Source organism: Pseudarthrobacter sp. S3 (genome assembly GCF_050156905.1).
Lineage (GTDB): Bacteria > Actinomycetota > Actinomycetes > Actinomycetales > Micrococcaceae > Arthrobacter.
In genome coordinates, this window is record NZ_CP189583.1 from 1,738,660 (window position 1) to 1,755,700 (window position 17,041).

The 17,041-nt window shown below is 63.2% G+C and carries 14 protein-coding genes, 1 tRNA gene and 2 pseudogenes; 14 read left to right on the forward strand and 3 right to left on the reverse strand.

Features of this window, described 5'->3' with window-relative positions:
* Positions 1-23 precede the first annotated feature (23 nt).
* The 3 genes from ACQCSV_RS08405 (at position 24) to ACQCSV_RS08415 (ending at position 2,489) form a co-directional block, all read left to right on the forward strand.
* A complete protein-coding gene (locus ACQCSV_RS08405; RefSeq protein WP_354154420.1) occupies positions 24-704 on the forward strand; it encodes a lysophospholipid acyltransferase family protein in 681 nt (226 codons plus the stop codon).
* A gap of 10 nt (positions 705-714) precedes the next feature.
* A complete protein-coding gene (gene der, locus ACQCSV_RS08410; RefSeq protein WP_193340025.1) occupies positions 715-2,265 on the forward strand; it encodes a ribosome biogenesis GTPase Der in 1,551 nt (516 codons plus the stop codon).
* 147 nt (positions 2,266-2,412) lie between these two features.
* Positions 2,413-2,489, forward strand: a tRNA-Pro gene (locus ACQCSV_RS08415).
* 78 nt (positions 2,490-2,567) lie between these two features.
* On the opposite strand, the gene ACQCSV_RS08420 is transcribed toward ACQCSV_RS08415, so the two are convergent.
* Both ACQCSV_RS08420 and ACQCSV_RS08425 read right to left on the reverse strand, forming a co-directional pair.
* Positions 2,568-3,437, reverse strand: a complete 870-nt coding sequence (locus tag ACQCSV_RS08420; protein ID WP_354154390.1) for a DNA-formamidopyrimidine glycosylase family protein — start codon at positions 3,435-3,437, stop codon at positions 2,568-2,570.
* 4 nt (positions 3,438-3,441) lie between these two features.
* Positions 3,442-4,059 (reverse strand): hypothetical protein, encoded by a 618-nt coding sequence (locus tag ACQCSV_RS08425; protein ID WP_354154389.1) that lies wholly within the window; start codon positions 4,057-4,059, stop codon positions 3,442-3,444.
* A 118-nt stretch (positions 4,060-4,177) separates the two neighbouring features.
* Here ACQCSV_RS08425 and gcvH point away from each other — a divergent pair, with 118 nt between their 5' ends.
* From gcvH to ACQCSV_RS08475, 10 genes and pseudogenes are all read left to right on the forward strand, one after another.
* Positions 4,178-4,564: a glycine cleavage system protein GcvH gene (gene gcvH, locus ACQCSV_RS08430; protein ID WP_354154388.1), complete on the forward strand. Its 387-nt coding sequence runs from the start codon at positions 4,178-4,180 to the stop codon at positions 4,562-4,564.
* Between the two features lie 145 nt (positions 4,565-4,709).
* Entirely contained in the window at positions 4,710-5,186 is a 477-nt protein-coding gene (locus ACQCSV_RS08435) for an FHA domain-containing protein (RefSeq protein ID WP_354154387.1), read from the forward strand.
* A 23-nt stretch (positions 5,187-5,209) separates the two neighbouring features.
* The gene (locus ACQCSV_RS08440; RefSeq protein WP_354154386.1) at positions 5,210-5,926 is read left to right on the forward strand and encodes a MerR family transcriptional regulator; all 717 of its coding nucleotides are present in this window, start codon (positions 5,210-5,212) and stop codon (positions 5,924-5,926) included.
* On the forward strand, positions 5,926-6,429 hold the full coding sequence (locus tag ACQCSV_RS08445; protein WP_282330579.1) for a bifunctional nuclease family protein: 504 nt from the start codon (positions 5,926-5,928) through the stop codon (positions 6,427-6,429). The genes ACQCSV_RS08440 and ACQCSV_RS08445 overlap by 1 nt, the downstream gene beginning before the upstream one ends.
* Before the next feature lie 239 nt (positions 6,430-6,668).
* Positions 6,669-7,265: a MerR family transcriptional regulator gene (locus ACQCSV_RS08450; protein ID WP_354154385.1), complete on the forward strand. Its 597-nt coding sequence runs from the start codon at positions 6,669-6,671 to the stop codon at positions 7,263-7,265.
* Positions 7,266-7,489: 224 nt separating this feature from the next.
* Positions 7,490-8,490, forward strand: a pseudogene (locus ACQCSV_RS08455) (IS3-like element ISAar46 family transposase); the annotation flags it as partial.
* Between the two features lie 144 nt (positions 8,491-8,634).
* Positions 8,635-9,849: a tyrosine-type recombinase/integrase gene (locus ACQCSV_RS08460; protein ID WP_426938917.1), complete on the forward strand. Its 1,215-nt coding sequence runs from the start codon at positions 8,635-8,637 to the stop codon at positions 9,847-9,849.
* Between the two features lie 215 nt (positions 9,850-10,064).
* Positions 10,065-10,805, forward strand: coding sequence for a tyrosine-type recombinase/integrase (locus ACQCSV_RS08465; protein ID WP_426938916.1), 741 nt, complete (start codon positions 10,065-10,067; stop codon positions 10,803-10,805).
* Positions 10,802-11,842 carry a tyrosine-type recombinase/integrase gene (locus ACQCSV_RS08470; RefSeq protein WP_426938915.1) on the forward strand — a complete coding sequence of 347 codons (1,041 nt, stop codon included), beginning with the start codon at positions 10,802-10,804 and terminating at the stop codon, positions 11,840-11,842. Before ACQCSV_RS08465 ends, ACQCSV_RS08470 begins: the two co-directional genes overlap by 4 nt.
* Positions 11,843-11,959: 117 nt before the next feature.
* Positions 11,960-12,397: pseudogene (locus ACQCSV_RS08475) on the forward strand (transposase); the annotation flags it as partial.
* Positions 12,398-12,443: 46 nt separating this feature from the next.
* Here the strand turns inward: ACQCSV_RS08475 and ACQCSV_RS08480 are convergent.
* A complete protein-coding gene (locus tag ACQCSV_RS08480; RefSeq protein WP_354154384.1) occupies positions 12,444-13,265 on the reverse strand; it encodes a ParA family protein in 822 nt (273 codons plus the stop codon).
* Positions 13,266-13,566: 301 nt separating this feature from the next.
* On the opposite strand from ACQCSV_RS08480, the gene ACQCSV_RS08485 reads away from it, so the two are divergent.
* Positions 13,567-16,968, forward strand: a complete 3,402-nt coding sequence (locus tag ACQCSV_RS08485) for a pyruvate carboxylase (RefSeq protein WP_354154383.1) — start codon at positions 13,567-13,569, stop codon at positions 16,966-16,968.
* Positions 16,969-17,041 lie beyond the last annotated feature (73 nt).

Genomic DNA, 17,041 nt, shown 5'->3' on the forward strand with positions numbered 1-17,041 from the left:
TGCGTCTTCCCTCCGGCTGGACCATGACCTGGAGCCGGCCCGTCGGCTGGCTGCTTGATCATGTGGTGTACCGGACGTCCGTCACTGGCCGGGACAACGTGCCGACAGGCGGGCCGGTGATTTTTGCAGGCAACCACATCAGTTTCCTGGACGGGCCCGTGATGTTCGGTGCGTCGCCGCGCCCCATGCACATTCTGGTTAAGAAGGAGATGTTCAAGGGAGTGTTGGGAGGGGTCCTTCGGGCCTCAGGCCAGCTGCCGGTGGACCGCTCCGGGGACCGGGCAGCGCTGCTGCTGGGCAAAAACATGCTCGACGCCGGCCGTTGCATCGGGATTCTTCCGGAAGGTACCAGGGGGAGCGGCCAGGCAACGGACATCAACAACGGGGTGGCCTGGCTGGCGCTGAACTCCGGCGCCCCAGTGGTTCCCGTGGCGATCCTCGGCACCCGGACTGGCAACGAACACCTCGACACAGTACCCAGGCCGGGGCGGCGGTTCCACGTCAGCTTCGGCCACGCGCTGACCCTCAGCCGAAACCCCGGCGAAACGGGCCGTGCTTCAATGGACAGGGCGGGAATGGAAATCCGCGCTGCGCTTTCGGGGCACGTCCAGGAGACCATCCAACACAGTGGGCAGCCTTTGCCCCACGCGGATTTCCGCACGAACTTCACAGCAGTAGCCGGGACGCCGGCAGATGACCACTAAGGAAAGTGCAATGAGCGACACGACTCAAACCTCCGGCCACTCCGGCGCCGGCGAAGACGAATACACGCCCACCGGCACGGACCAGGTGGCCGAGCGGCTGGCTGCCCTGGACGACGACGAAGCGGAGCTGCGTGCCGCGTCGCTCCGCGCCGGCCTGGCCGACTACGAACTCGACGACGAAGACGCCGCCCTTCTGAGCGGGGAATTCGACGACGAGGACTTTGACGGACCGGTCAAGCTCGATCCCGTGCTGGCCATCATCGGCCGTCCCAACGTGGGCAAATCCACTCTCGTAAACCGTATCCTGGGCCGACGCGAAGCCGTGGTCGAGGATACTCCCGGGGTGACGCGGGACCGGGTGATGTACTCGGCACACTGGAACGGACGCAACTTCACGGTCGTGGACACCGGCGGCTGGGAGCACGATGCCCGCGGCATCCACGCCCGGGTGGCCGAACAGGCGGAAATGGCCGTGGAAATGGCCGACGCCGTGCTCTTCGTCGTCGACTCCGCGGTGGGCGCCACCGCGACGGACGAGGGCGTCATGAAGATGCTCCGCCGCAGCAAGAAGCCGGTCATCATGGTGGCCAACAAGGTGGACGACTTCGCCCAGGAAGCGGACTCCGCCACCCTGTGGGGCCTCGGCTTCGGCGAGCCTTACCCCGTTTCCGCCCTGCACGGCCGCGGCGTCGCCGACCTCCTGGACCACGTGATGGACACCCTGCCGGAGTTCTCCACGATTGAGGGCCTGGAACGCTCGGGCGGCCCGCGCCGCATCGCGCTGATCGGCCGCCCGAACGTGGGCAAGTCATCGCTGCTGAACAAGCTTGCAGGGTCCGAACGCGTAGTCGTGGACAACACCGCCGGTACTACCCGTGATCCGGTGGATGAGTTCATTGAACTCGGCGACCGCACCTGGCGCTTTGTGGACACGGCGGGCATCCGGCGCCGCCAGCACATGGCTCAGGGCGCCGACTACTACGCCTCGCTCCGGACGCAGGCCGCGCTCGAGAAGGCGGAGGTCGCCGTCGTTCTTCTCGCCGTTGACGAGGTGCTCAGCGAGCAGGACGTCCGCATCCTGCAGCTGGCCATCGAGTCGGGCCGTGCCCTGGTGCTGGCTTTCAACAAATGGGACCTGCTCGACGACGAACGCCGCACCTATCTGGAGCGCGAAATCGAGCAGGACCTGGCCCACGTGGCCTGGGCGCCGCGGGTCAACATATCCGCGCTGACCGGCTGGCACAAGGACCGCCTGGTTCCCGCCCTGGACCTGGCGCTGGAGAACTGGGACCGGCGCATCCCCACCGGCAAGCTCAATGCCTTCCTCGGCGAGCTTGTGGCCGCGCACCCGCACCCGGTGCGCGGCGGAAAGCAGCCGCGCATCCTCTACGGCACGCAGGCGTCCAGCCGGCCGCCGAAGTTTGTGCTGTTCACCACCGGGTTCCTGGACCCGGGCTACCGCCGTTTCATCACCCGCAGGCTCCGCGAAACATTCGGTTTCGAGGGCACGCCCATCGAGGTCAACATGCGGGTCCGCGAAAAGCGTGGCAAGAAGCGTTAATTAGGACACGCGGGGGACGTGCAGGCGGCCAAGTGTCACTTGCACCCTCCGGAATCGTGTAAGCTTTTCAAGGTGGTTCGGCCGGACTGCTGAGTTGAAATCCTGGCTAACATCAGGAGTAAACGCAGCGGAGAACGGCGGAACTAACGGGCTGTAGCGCAGCTTGGTAGCGCACTTGACTGGGGGTCAAGGGGTCGCAGGTTCAAATCCTGTCAGCCCGACCAGAACAGAAGCGTCCCGGAGAATTTTCTCCGGGACGCTTCTGTTTTGTGCCGTCCTTTTTGCATGTCTCGTCGCCTGGCCTATTTCAGGAACTTCGATGTCCTGCGGTCCGCCAGGAGTTTTCCCTTGGTCTGGCACGTTGGACAGTACTGCAGGGACGTATCGGCGAAAGACACCTCCCGGACTGTGTCACCGCACACCGGGCAAGCCTCGCCGGTCCGGGCATGGACGCGCATATGGCCGCGTTTGACGTCCTTGAGCTCGCTGGGTGGTTTCCCCTTGGCTTCAGCCAGGGCGGTTCCGAGCACGCTGTGGATGGCGTCGTACAGCGACTGCACCGTGTCGCGGTCCAAGGACTTGGCGGTAGCAAAAGGGGAGATCCTTGCAGCATGCAGTATCTCGTCGCTGTAGGCGTTTCCGATCCCCGCGATCACGCCCTGGCTCCGCAGGGCTCCCTTGATCTGCTGGGACGTTGAGCCAAGAATTTCAGCCAGCATGTCGGCGTCGAACGCTGCGCTGAACGGGTCCGGCCCGAGGGCCGCGATGCCCGGCACATCCTGGGGATCGCGCACCACGTACACGGCCAGGCTCTTTTTGGTGCCCGCCTCGGTCAGATCCATGCCATGGGCACCGTCCGGCCCGCTGAACGCCAGCCGGGCAGCGATGTAGCCCTTTCCCATCCGGAGCTGGGTGCCGGTGGGTGAGTCCGTGAAACGTACCCATCCTGCCCGGGCGAGGTGGAAGACGAACGAAGGTCCGTCGGTGTCAAGGCTGACAAACTTTCCGAACCGGCGGACGCCGCTGATGGTGCACTCCTCCAACGCGGTGAAGGGCGGATCCGCTGTCTTCAGCACCGCAAAGGAGACGATCTGGATCTTCCGCACCACCGCTCCGCGCAAGTGCTCGTCCAGGAAACCGGCCAGGCCTGCAACCTCGGGTAGCTCCGGCACGGCTTTACCTGCGGTCAGCCTGGCTGTCGGCGGGGGCCGGTGCCTCAGGAACAGGTGAGCTGGCCGCGGTGTCATTGGCCGCCTTCGCCGCCATGGAGCGCTCGGCATCTGCCTTCCTGAGCGCCCTCATCTTTTTGCCGCGCTGCCGCCAGACCCTCCACAGGACCAGGCCAACAACAAAGCTGACAGCGGCGGCGATGGCTGAGATTTGCGTCCACATAGCGAACCAAGTGGCCTCGGTGCCAAGGATCCGCTGTCCGTTGTGGGCGGCCTGCGAGCTGCCGAACATGATTCCGGCGGTCAGCAAATTAGGGGACGCGAGGGCCACAGCGGAGACGAGGATGGTCAGTTTCCAGGGCCAGCTCACCGATTTGCGCGTTGCCTGCCAGGCCACCAGAAGGGGGACGAACGTGAAAACAAACCCGTGAAACATTCCCACCAGGATGCCGGCCCCGAGTTTGCCCTGGACCTGGTTGCGGATAACATTCGCCCACCAGACCGGGAGGATAGCCGCAAAGGCAAAGTAGGCGGCTGTAAGGACCACAAGCGCCACCACAACGAGGATGATCCGCGCAGTCCAGTTCGCCTGTTTCGCGGGCGATTCCTGTGAGTGTGTTCTCATGCGTCTCATCATGTCAGAATCCTCCTCGAACGCCCGTGGAGTTGTGCCTATACTTTCAGCGGCGGCTTGTTTTCCAGGCCCCGTTGACATTGGTGATTGACCCGATGAAAGGCCCCTGATGAGCAACATTCCCGAAGACCTGTCCTACACTGCCGAGCACGAGTGGGTATCCGCACCGAGCGCCGACGGCGTGGTCCGGGTGGGCATCACCGACTTCGCGCAGGACGCACTCGGAGATGTTGTCTACGCCCAGCTGCCGGAAGCGGGTACTAAAGTCACCGCTAACGACGTCGTTGGCGAAGTCGAATCCACCAAGAGTGTCAGCGATATCTATGCTCCGGTGAGCGGCGAAGTCGTCGCACGCAACGAATCCCTCGATACCGATTCGGCTTTGATCAACTCCGATCCGTACGGCGACGGCTGGCTGATCGAAATCCGGCTTGCCGAAGCAGACGCTGTGGAATCCTTGCTCAGTGCATCCGAGTACGAACAGCAGGTAGGCTGAAGCTACCGGGTTCATCCGGTCCGGCCAGCGGGCGTCTTCGCACGTCAGTGGCCGGATCGGTGCCCGGCAACGGATCCGCGAGGCGGGTCCGTCAGGGCAAATATTGATTGCAGGCGTGAGAGCTGCAGCGAAAGAGGAGGAATCCATGGTTGGCCACGAACAGGTCCCTGCCGAAGGCGAGCACGGCACAGGTGCAGCCAGGGCTTCGGAGACCACCTCGATTCATCTCACCCCCGTCACGGACGAGCCCACGATCGCCCCCAAGCTGTCCATGGACGAGCATTCGTCCGTGGAGGCACTGCCGGCCGGTTCCGCGCTTCTGGTTGCCCACAGCGGTCCGAACGCGGGTGCCCGCTTCCTGCTTGATACGGACACCACCACGGCCGGCCGTCATCCTGACGCGGACATCTTCCTGGATGACGTCACCGTATCGCGGCGCCACGTCGAGTTCCGCCGCACAGCGCGGAGCTTTGAAGTGGTGGATACCGGCAGCCTCAACGGCACGTACGTTAACCACGACCGCGTGGACAGTGTTGAGCTGAAGTCCGGGAACGAAGTCCAGATCGGCAAATTCCGTCTCACCTTCTACCTGAGCCCTGCCCGCGCAGCAGGCCGCGCCTGATCCCGGGACACTTGCCTGTGGCAATGGCACAACCGGAACGCCGGGGGCCCCAAGTTCTGAACATCGGGGAAGTCCTCGCGCAGCTGAGCGGCGACTTTCCGGGTATGACCGCGTCGAAAATCAGATTCCTGGAGGAAAAAGGCCTGATTAATCCGCGCCGCACTCCGGCCGGATATCGGCAGTACTCGGACGGCGACGTCGAGCGTCTCCGTTTCGTGCTGGCGCTGCAGCGGGACCAATACCTGCCACTGAAAGTCATTAAGGACTACCTTGATGCGATTGACAGGGGAGAACGGCCGGAGAACCTGCCGCCCGGCGTCGTGGTTTCGCCTCGGATCGTTTCGGATGAACTGGCCGTGGAGCTTCAGAACCGCGGCCGGAAATTCAGCGAGGAACAGCTGCGGACTGAATCCGGTGCCAGCATTCCGTTGCTTCATTCCCTGCTGAGCTTCGGACTGATCAACCACAGCAACGGCAAGTTCGACGAGCACGCCCTCCAGGTTGCCCGTGCCTGCGTGCTACTGGAGAGCCACGGCCTTGAACCGCGCCACCTGCGTCCGTTCCAGGCCGCCGCGGAACGTGAATTCGGGCTCGTGGAGCGGGCAGTTGCACCGCTCGCGTCCCGGCGCGATTCCGCGTCGCAGGCGCGGGCTGCGGAAGCCGCCCGCGAAATCAGCGACCTCTGCCTGGTCCTGCACCGGGCTCTGGTCCAGGACCGCATCTCACGTATGGACATCTGATGATCGAAGTGGAGATAGTCGGCGTTCGCATCGAACTGCCGTCCAACCAGCCGCTCGTCCTGCTGCGCGAGATCCACGGCGAACGCCACGTTCCCATCTGGATCGGGACTCCGGAGGCAAGTGCCATCGCCCTGGCCCAGCAAGGGGTGGTGCCTCCGCGCCCGATGACCCACGACCTCCTGGTGGACGTGGTGGAATCCCTGGGCCACTCGGTTGTCAGCGTCAACATTGTGGCCGTTGAGGACAACATTTTTTATGGCCAGCTCCAGTTCGAGAACGGCACCACCGTCAGCTCACGCGCATCGGACGCCCTCGCGGTCGCGTTGCGGGCCAAGTGCCGAATCTGGTGTGCCGACTCCGTGATGGATGAAGCCGGAGTCCGCATCACCGAGCATGACGAGGGTGAGGACACTGACCCGGGCCCCACGGTCGACGAGGAGCGCGAACTGCGGCGGTTCCGTGAGTTCCTGGACGATGTTGAGCCGGAAGACTTCGACGGCTGAGGTCACGTTAAGGTTAAAGTTGAGCCTGAAACTTCCGACACGCCTGCACAAAGAGGCCTGGATCTTTGACCTTGGGGCGCGGCGGGCCTAACGTCGAAGGTATCAAGCTCCCATTGCTTAGAGCAGCCGCGCAAGTCACACTGTAAAAGTACGACCCCCGCGAAATTACATGCATGGACTTCATGCGTGCACCGGCTGATGCAGTGGTCCCCCGGGAGCTTATATGAAGGAGGATCCAGGTGAGTCCCAAAGGCGAAGCAGGCGGGCTGAAACAGCCCACAACGGCTGGTGTGGCTGTGCCCGCGAGCGGTGCCCAGGGCCTCCTGTTTACCGAAGACCTTCCCGTCCTTGATGAGGACGCCGGATACCGCGGCCCCACCGCCTGCAAGGCGGCCGGGATCACGTACCGCCAGCTGGACTACTGGGCACGGACCGGGCTCGTTGAGCCAGCAGTCCGCGGCGCCGCCGGCTCGGGCTCACAGCGGCTCTACGGTTTCCGGGACATTCTCGTCCTCAAGGTAGTCAAACGGCTCCTGGACACCGGTGTTTCCCTCCAGCAGATCCGCACCGCGGTGGAACACCTGCGCGAACGCGGTGTGGAAGACCTGGCGCAGATCACCCTTATGAGCGATGGTGCGAGCGTCTACGAATGTACATCCGCTGACGAGGTCATCGATCTTGTCCAGGGCGGCCAAGGTGTTTTCGGCATCGCCGTGGGCAGGGTCTGGCGCGAAGTCGAAGGCAGTCTGGCTTCCCTGCCGAGCGAACACGCCGTCGAACAGTCCTTTCCCGACGACGAACTGGTCAAGCGGCGCGCCGCCCGCAAGATCGGCTGACACCACAGGCTGACACATAGCAACGAGAAGAGGCCACCCCGACGGGTGGCCTCTTCTCGTTGTCCGCGGAACCGGTGGGTGCAGCGGGACGCTGCAGCCCTACGTGTCAGGCTGGAACGGTACCAGGGGCTCGTAGCAAGTCCGTTTAATCGCGTGGGGCGAGAGCCAGGAATCCAGTCATCATGTCCAGTCCAGTTTTGAGTGCAGTACGCGAAGATAGTGCTGTGAGTAGTAGTAGTAGTAGTAGTAGTAGTAGTAGTAGTAGTAGTAGTAGTAGTTCTGGGCCGCGGGCCGGCGGGCCGCGGCCTCGCCGGTCATTCACCCCGGCCCAGAAGCTCGAGTTCTTGGCGGCATATGAGAATGCCTGCGAGAGCAATGAGGGTGGTGCTTTCCTGCGCACAGAGGGCCTGTACTCGTCGCAGATGACCGAATGGAGGCGGCTGAGGGACGCCGGCGTCCTGGCCGGAAAGAAGGCCGGGGAATCGATCGGGAAACTCTCGGCGGACCAGGCCGAGAACGCGCGTTTGCGCCGCCAGTTAGAGGTGAGCGAGAGCCGGTTGAAGAAGACCGAGGCAGCCCTGGACCTGATGGGAAAACTACAGGCGTTCTTAGAGAGCGCCTCAGAGGATATGCCGGACGAGCCCCGATCCAAGAAACGCTGATGGCAACGTACCGGTCGATGCTGGAACTGAAGATTCCATCACGCCGGGCGGCGGCATTGACCGGCGTTTCCAGGACGACCGCGAACCGCAAACCGGCACCGCCGCGGGACCACCATGCGGTGTTGCCGCAGAACAAGCTCAGCGCCGCTGAGCGGGCGGAGATCCTGGCCGCGCTGAACTCGCTGGAGTTCGTGGACCTGGCACCCATGCAGGTCTATACGAAGCTGCTGGACGAGGGAATCTATCTGGGATCCCTGTCGACCTTCTATCGTGTGCTGGAGGAAAACAAGCAGGTCAAAGAACGCCGCCGGCTGGCTAAGCACCCGCCCCGGACGGTTCCTGAACTGGTCGCCACCGCCCCGGGGCAGGTGTTCACGTGGGATATTACAAAGCTTGCGGGCCCGGTCAGGGGCAAGTACTTCGACTGCTACATGATGATCGATATCCATTCCAGATTCATAGTCGGCGCGCACGTCCACGCCACCGAATCCGGGGCGCTGGCGGTGGAAATGATGAAGGGAATCTTCGGAATCCACGGCATCCCCCAGGTCGTGCACGCGGATTATGCCGAGGAAAACGCTAAGCCGAGGAACTGTGTTGTGGGCCGTGCTACTCGGGGAATCGGGATTCTTTCTTCGGCTTAGTGCTGGGGACTCATTGCGGGGTTACCGTCGTCGTATCCATAGACCCGGTGAAAGGGGAATGTCATGGATACGAAGGTCAGAGAGATTGGCGAGCGGGTTGTTGCTGCGTTGGAAGCCGACGGCCATGCGAAGCTAACGATTGTCCAGTACCGCAACGCAATTCGGTGGTTGGAAATACTCGCTCAAGATCGTGGTGAAGAATATTCGCCTGCGTTAGGTGCCGACTTTGCCGTGATGACTGCAGACCCACGCACTGGAAAGGTATTCAGTCCGAGGCCGCGTGCGGACTTTGCCCGCTTGGCTGGAGTCTTCGACTCCTACGTGTTCACCGGGCAGGTGGACCTTTCGGCGAAAAGGCACGGCGGTGGTCGGGTTGTTCCGCAGTCAAAGGATTTCACCGTGCTCTTGGCTGCGTGGTCGGCGGAGATGGAGCAGCGCGGTCTGGCAGTGGCCACCCAGAGCGCTTACAGTCGTGCCGCGTGCGATTACCTCCTCTATTTGGAGGCCAACGGAATCATGTCCCTTCAGGAGGCCGACGGGGCCAGTGTATTTGGGTTCCTGGAATCATTGAGCGATCGCTGGGCGAAAACTGCGTTGTGGTCTGCGGTCACGAGTTTCCGTCCGTTCCTGAACTTCACCCAACGTGTCGACCTGCTCAATGCACTGAAAATGGCCGGGGTGAAACGTCACCACGGCATCGTTCCCTTGCTGGGCAACGACGAAGAAGAAATTGTTGTTCAAGCCTGCATGAATGGGCAAGTTTCCGCACGTGACGCAGCGATCACACTGCTGGCGCTGGTGACCGGCCTGAGGGCGTGTGATCTTGTTTCCCTGCGTTTGCAGGACATCGACTGGCGAGGGCGGACGGTCGGGATCGTCCAACAGAAGACCAGCAATCCGCTGACAATGCCGTTGCCTCCTGCGATCGCGGGGAAACTTGCAGAGTACGTCCTTGGTGAGCGGCCGAACGTTGTGGACGAGCACGTGTTTTTGCGTGTGGTGGCGCCCCATACTGAACTGGCGGGCCACGCGGCGATTTATCGAGTGACCGCGCGGGTGTTCAAAACAGCAGGGTTGGAACGTACAAGGGTGGGGACAAGGTTGCTACGCCACAATGCGGCCTCCAAGCTCCTGCGTGCAGGGACACCGCTGCCAACGATATCGGCGGTTTTGGGCCATTCAAGCCCTGATTCCACCGACGTCTATTTGAGTACTGACACCGAGCATATGCGCGCGTGCGTGCTCCCGCTCCCGATCCGGCAAGGAGTCATCCGGTGAACGGGCCCAGGTTCACCAGTGTGTTCGCGCCCGATCTTGAACGTTTCCTTGGCTTCAAGGAAAGCATGGGCATTCATTGCGCATCCCGGCTGTGGTATTTGAAGAATTTCGATCGCTACTGCACAGACCACGGCCTGCAGAATTTTGACCGGTCCGCCCTTGAAGGATGGGTCACCTCAAGGCTTTCGGGCCGGCCGAATTCCTGCCGGTCGTGGATGTCATACATCAGAGACTTCGGGCGCTGGGAGCGCATCAACGGCAACGAGAATGCGTACGTGTTATCGGATCAGTGGAAGAGCAAACGCATCCGCATCCAGCCGTATCTGTTCTCGCACGAAGAAGTCAGCAGGTTCTTCGATGCCGCGGCACGGTTGGAAAGCATCTCGCCATGGAAGTGGCAGGGGCTCGCGTTCTTCGCCCTCATGCATTCGTGCGGGCTGCGCACCTGCGAGGTGCGCCGCCTGGCAGTAAACGATGTGAACCTTGATGAAAGGTTCATCGACGTGCGCTGGTCCAAGGGCAACCGCAGCCGCCAGCTTCCGATCACCGATCAGGTCGTTGGCATCCTGGCTGAATGCGATCGGGCGTTGGAGCGGACCCTGGGCAAAAAACGAGCCGCATTCTTCGCTTCCTCCACCGGCAACCCGGTAGACCCGGTATCCGTTGGGGTGATGTTCACCAGGATCTGGGACCAGGCCCGGCTGCCGCGGCCCCTTGAAGGGAAGCAACCGAGGCCCTATGACCTGAGACATCACTATGCCTATGCCAACATCGAGCGGTGGATGGCCGAAGGCGTTGACGTCAATGCCATGCTGCCCTACCTGGCCCGGTACATGGGCCACGCGTCGCTAGACAGCACCTATTACTACATCCATACATCCGCGGATTTCATGGGCGGCTACGCCGACATCGTCCGTGAAGGCCAGAAGATACTGCCTGAGGTGGGATTCGAATGAAACGAGACACCAGCAGCGATACCCCGAACTTCTGGGGATACGCGCGTAACTATTTGCACGAATACATGCCCAAAGTCAGGGACCTGTCCCCAAAAACCATCGAAGCCTACCGGATCTCATTGGAGTGCTTCGTGGACTACCTCGTCACCGAGCAGCATATCCAGCACGAGGACATCGGCTTTGACCACTTCGAACGACGCTTCCTCAAGGGCTGGCTGATCTGGATGCGGGAGAGCAAAAACTATCAGCCAAAAACCCTGGGTCTGCGTCTGACCGCGATCAGGGCGTTCCTGCGCTACGCCTCCCAAGAGGACCTTCGGTTGGTGGCGTTGCATGATGCGGCCAAGACACTCAAGGCCCCAGCCGTGGCGAAGAAGCCCATCGAATACTTGGAGCAGCACGAAACCGCGGCGATCCTTGCGGCCTTCACCGGCGCAAGCGTGAAGTCGCGGCGCAACCGCATGCTCCTGATACTCCTCTACGAGTCCGCGGCACGCGTCAGTGAAATCACCGGTCTGACCCTCGGGGACCTGCAGCTGGCACGGTCGGCGCACCTGACGCTGACCGGTAAAGGGAACAAGAGCCGCGTCGTCCCCCTGGGCGATAAAACGGTCGAGCACCTGCAGGTCTATCTGGAGGAGTTTCATTCCCGGCGGGCGAGCCTGCCGGCCACGCGCCCGCTGTTCAACAGCACCCATTTCGGGGAACCTACCAGGCTCTCGGAAGACAGTGTCTCGGCGATCCTCAAGAAGGCCGGGGAAATCGCGCGGGGATCCTGTCCGTCAATTCCGGACAAGCTAAATTGCCACATGCTGCGCAAGACCAAGGCCATGGACCTCTACAAGCAAGGGATTCCGCTGCCGATCATCATGCAACTGCTCGGACACGAAAGCATGAGCACCACCTCGGCCTTCTACGCCTTTGCCACCCTGGACATGATGACGAAAGCCATGAACGCCGCAACCCCCGGAATCAGCCACGCTGACACCGAATGGCTCAGCGAAGAAAGACTACAAATCCTCTACACGCTCCGGTAACCTCAAAAATGCTAAGCCGAAGAAAGAATCCCGATTCCCCGAGTAGCACGGCCCACAACACAGTTCCTCGGCTTAGCGTTTTCCTCGGCATAATCCGCGTTAAGCCGAATTCGGTTTAACGCGGACCGTGGAACGTCCATGACATCCAAAACCGTCGCCGCGCTGCTCTCGGATCTGGAAGTCACCCGATCCCATTCCAGACCCCGGGTGAGCAATGACAATCCCTACAGCGAGGCGCTGTTCAAGACGCTGAAATACGGTCCGGAATTCCCCGAACGCTTCGCCTCAGTCCACGATGCCGGCGCATTTATCAGCGGGTTCGTGGACTGGTATAACCATCATCACCAGCACTCCGGCATCGGCTTCCACACGCCCGCCAATGTCCATTACGGCCACGCCTCCACCGTGGCCAAGGAACGCTCTGCAACCCTCGCTGCAGCCCGCGCGAGACACCCCGAACGCTTCACCAAGAAAACAGATCCCAAAATCCTCGCACTCCCAGGACCAGCCTGGATCAACCAGCCAAAGGAAATCACCGAACAGTCAGCCGCCTAACTCCCACTGGTACCGCTCAGCTTGAAAAATTCCGCAGCCACCGGAGTTACCGCTGGGTTCGGTTCCGCAGGCCGCTTCCGGTCGCCAGGATGTTGGCAAGGAGCGCGTCGAACAGTGCAGCTGAAGACTTCGCGGATTCGCCGGGCCAGTGGTGCACGGGGTGGGCCGCGCCCTGGATCTGCTGCCAGTTCGCCTGTTCGGGGATGCGCGGGCTCAACAGGAGGTCACCGAACATCGATTCCATTTCCGCGAGCCGGTAGGTGTGTTCGGAGGAGCCCGTGCGCACGCGGTTGGCCACGATGCCGGCGGGGGACAGGTTCGGCGCAAATTCCTGCTTGAACAGCTGGATGGCGCGCATGGTCCGCTCCGTTCCCGCCACGGAGAAAAGTCCGGGCTCGGCCACCAAGGCCACCTTGTCACTCGCGGACCAGGCCATCCGTGTCAGCCCGTTCAGCGACGGCGGGCAGTCTATGAGGACCAGCTCGTAGCGGTCGGCGCCGGCCAGGACTGCGGAAAGCCTGCGGAGGTCGCGGCGGCCAAGGTCGGGACGGTCGTAGATGCCGGTGTAGGCCGAACCCACAGCGACGTCCAGTACGGCCGGTCCGGACACGTTGGCGTGCGCCCGTGCAGTCCAGGAGCTGCCTGCGACGTTGTCTGCCAGTTTGGCGCGGCGGGGGCTCTTGAGCATCCTGCCGATGTCCAGCTGATCGCCGGCCAGGACGCCCAGCGCAGTGGTGGCGTCCGCATGCGGATCGAGGTCCACCACCAGTGTGGGGATTCCTGCGGCAAGCGCCGCAGACGCCAATCCTGTGGTGACGGAAGTCTTCCCGACTCCGCCCTTGAGGCTGCTGATGCTGACTACTTGCACGTGTGAGACCAAAACCTAACGCCGGCTGCCGTGTTGGGGGTAATGTTTGCTCCGGCAGTGCCGAAGCCGGCGGCTTGAGCCGCCTTACTCATCATATGTGGCTGCGCCTGTGAATCCCGCCTTATGGGGACGCGGCATGGCACGGCGATGGTGTGGGTGGCAGGTTCTGCCAGCCTCCGTTGATGTACGCGGGACATGACGGAGGTTTCTGTCACTGTGGCCACAGTGATTTGTATTTCTAAGCGCGGGTCTTAGACACTGTGACCACTTACCGATACACCCGCAAAGATGCAGGAGAATTATGTTTTCCAAGATTCTGGTGGCCAACCGCGGCGAAATCGCGATCCGGGCCTTCCGTGCCAGCTACGAGCTCGGCGCCAAGACCGTTGCTGTCTTCCCCAATGAGGACCGAAACTCGATCCACCGCCAGAAGGCCGATGAGGCATATCTGATCGGCGAAGTGGGGCATCCCGTCCGGGCCTACCTCGATGTTGCCGAAGTGGTACGCGTCGCCAAGGAATCCGGCGCCGACGCGATCTACCCCGGCTACGGCTTCCTCTCGGAAAACCCGGACCTCGCCCGCGCGGCCGAGGAAGCGGGCATCACCTTTGTAGGCCCGCCGGCTGAGGTGCTTGAGCTGGCGGGCAATAAGGTTGCAGCACTGAAGGCTGCCCGTGAGGCCGGTGTGCCGGTCTTGAAATCGAGTGAACCCTCCAAGGACATGGATGAGCTGATCGCCGCGGCCGATGAGATCGGGTTCCCCATCTTCGCGAAGGCCGTCGCCGGCGGCGGGGGACGTGGCATGCGCCGCGTTGACACCCGGGAGGGCCTTCCTGAGGCCCTGCAGGCCGCCATGCGTGAGGCCGATGCCGCCTTCGGTGACCCCACCATGTTCCTCGAGCAGGCAGTGCTCCGCCCGCGCCACATCGAGGTCCAGATCCTGGCCGACGCCGAGGGCAACGTCATCCACCTCTTCGAACGTGACTGCTCCATCCAGCGCCGGCACCAGAAGGTCATCGAAATTGCCCCGGCACCCAACCTGGACGAAGGCATCCGCCAGGCGCTTTACCGTGACGCGGTGAAGTTCGCCAAGGCCCTGAACTACGTCAACGCCGGAACCGTGGAGTTCCTGGTGGACACCGTCGGCGAACGCGCCGGCCAGCACGTCTTCATCGAAATGAATCCCCGCATCCAGGTGGAGCACACCGTTACTGAGGAAGTGACGGACGTTGACCTGGTGCAGGCACAGCTTCGGATCGCCTCCGGCGAGACGCTCGCGGACCTCGGCCTCTCCCAGGAGACGGTCCAGCTCAAGGGTGCAGCGCTGCAGTGCCGCATCACCACCGAGGACCCGGCCAACGGGTTCCGGCCCGACGTCGGGAAGATCACCGGCTACCGCTCCGCCGGCGGTGCGGGTGTAAGGCTCGACGGCGGCACCGTCTACTCGGGTGCCGAGATCAGTCCCCACTTTGACTCAATGCTCGTGAAGCTGAGCTGCCGCGGCCGTGACTACCCTGCCGCCGTGGCCCGCGCCCGCCGGGCCCTCGCAGAGTTCCGCATCCGAGGTGTGTCGACCAACATTTCCTTCCTCCAGGCCGTCCTCGATGATGCCGACTTCATTGCCGGAAACGTTGCCACGAACTTCATCGACGAGCGTCCCCAGCTGCTGCAGGCCCGGGTCTCCGCCGACCGCGGCACCAAGCTCCTGACCTGGCTGGCCGAAGTCACCGTCAACAAGCCCAACGGCGAGCTGAAGGTGCACTCGGATCCGGCTGCCAAACTCCCCGCCGTTGGCGATCGGCAGGCCGCACCCGGATCACGCCAGCGCCTGCTGGAGCTAGGCCCCGAAGGATTCGCCAAGGCCCTGCGTGAGCAGACCGCCGTGGCCGTCACCGACACCACCTTCCGCGACGCCCACCAGTCCCTGCTGGCCACCCGCGTACGTACCCGGGACCTCGTGGCCGCCGGACCCGCGGTCACGGCCCTCCTTCCGGAACTCCTGTCCGTTGAGGCCTGGGGCGGCGCAACCTATGACGTTGCGCTGCGCTTCCTCGGCGAGGACCCCTGGGACCGCCTGGCCGCCCTGCGGAAGGCGCTGCCCAACGTCTGCCTTCAGATGCTGCTGCGCGGCCGGAACACGGTGGGCTACACACCGTACCCGGAGGAGGTTACGGTGGCTTTCGTCAACGAGGCCGCCGCCACCGGTATCGACATTTTCCGCATCTTCGATGCCCTGAACGACGTGAACCAGATGGCACCCGCCATCCGCGCTGTCCGGGCCACCGGCACCGCTGTAGCCGAAGTAGCACTGTGCTACACCGGCGACATGCTGAACCCGGACGAGAAGCTGTACACGCTGGACTACTACCTGGAACTGGCCCAGCGGATTGTGGACGCCGGCGCGCACATCCTTGCCATCAAGGACATGGCCGGGCTGCTCCGCCCGGCAGCGGCCGCCAAACTGGTCGCCGCACTGCGCGAACGCTTCGACCTCCCGGTCCACCTCCACACCCATGACACGGCCGGCGGTCAGCTGGCTACCCTGCTGGCGGCAGTCGACGCCGGCGTCGATGCTGTTGACGTTGCCTCCGCCTCGCTGGCCGGGACCACCAGCCAGCCGTCCGCCTCCGCCCTCGTGGCGGCGCTGGCGCACACCCCGCGGGACACCGGCTTGAGCCTTGACGCAGTCAGCTCCCTTGAGCCGTACTGGGAAGCCGTGCGCCGCGTCTACGCGCCGTTCGAGTCAGGCCTTCCGGGCCCCACCGGCCGTGTCTACCAGCACGAAATACCGGGTGGCCAGCTCTCCAACCTTCGCCAGCAGGCCATGGCTCTGGGTCTGGGGGAGCGCTTCGAAGCGATCGAGGACATGTACACCGCGGCGGACCGGATCCTGGGCCGCCTGGTGAAGGTCACGCCGTCGTCCAAGGTGGTGGGCGACCTCGCCCTGCACCTCGTGGGCCTCAACGCAGATCCGGCGGACTTCAACGAAAATCCGCAGAACTACGACATCCCCGACTCCGTCATCGGCTTCCTGTCCGGCGAACTTGGTGACCCGCCGGGAGGATGGCCGGAGCCCTTCCGTACGAAGGCTCTCAAGGGCCGCAGCATCAAGGTCCGCGATGCCGACCTCAGCCCCGAGGACAGCACCGCGCTCCAGGGTGATTCCAAGACCCGCCAGAACACGCTGAACCGCCTGCTCTTCGAGGGCCCCACCAAGGATTACCTCAAGAGCGTGGAGACCTACGGCAACATTTCCGTCCTCGACACCCGCGATTACCTTTACGGCCTTCAGCGCGGCGCCGAGCACGAGATCCAGTTGGAGAAGGGTGTCCGGCTGATCGCCTCGCTGGAAGCCGTTTCCGAGCCCGACGAGAAGGGCATGCGCACGGTGATGTGCACGCTCAACGGCCAGTCCCGCCCCGTTGTGGTCCGTGACCGCTCCGTGGTGAGCAACGTCAAAGCCGCCGAGAAGGCAGACCCGGCCCAGCCCGGCCACGTTGCCGCGCCGTTCGCCGGCGCCGTCACCGTGACCGTCAAGGCCGGCGACACGGTCAATGCCGGCGACACGGTGGCCACCATCGAAGCGATGAAGATGGAAGCCTCCATTACGACGCCGGTGGCAGGCAAAGTCGCGCGGCTCGCCATCTCCGCCGTGGAGCAGGTCCAGGGCGGGGACCTCCTCCTGGCCGTAGAGCAGGGCTAAGGAATCCAGGCTTAAAGGCAGGGGGCCCTCCCGGCGGAAGTTTCCACTTCCGCCGGGAGGGCCCCTCGTTTTG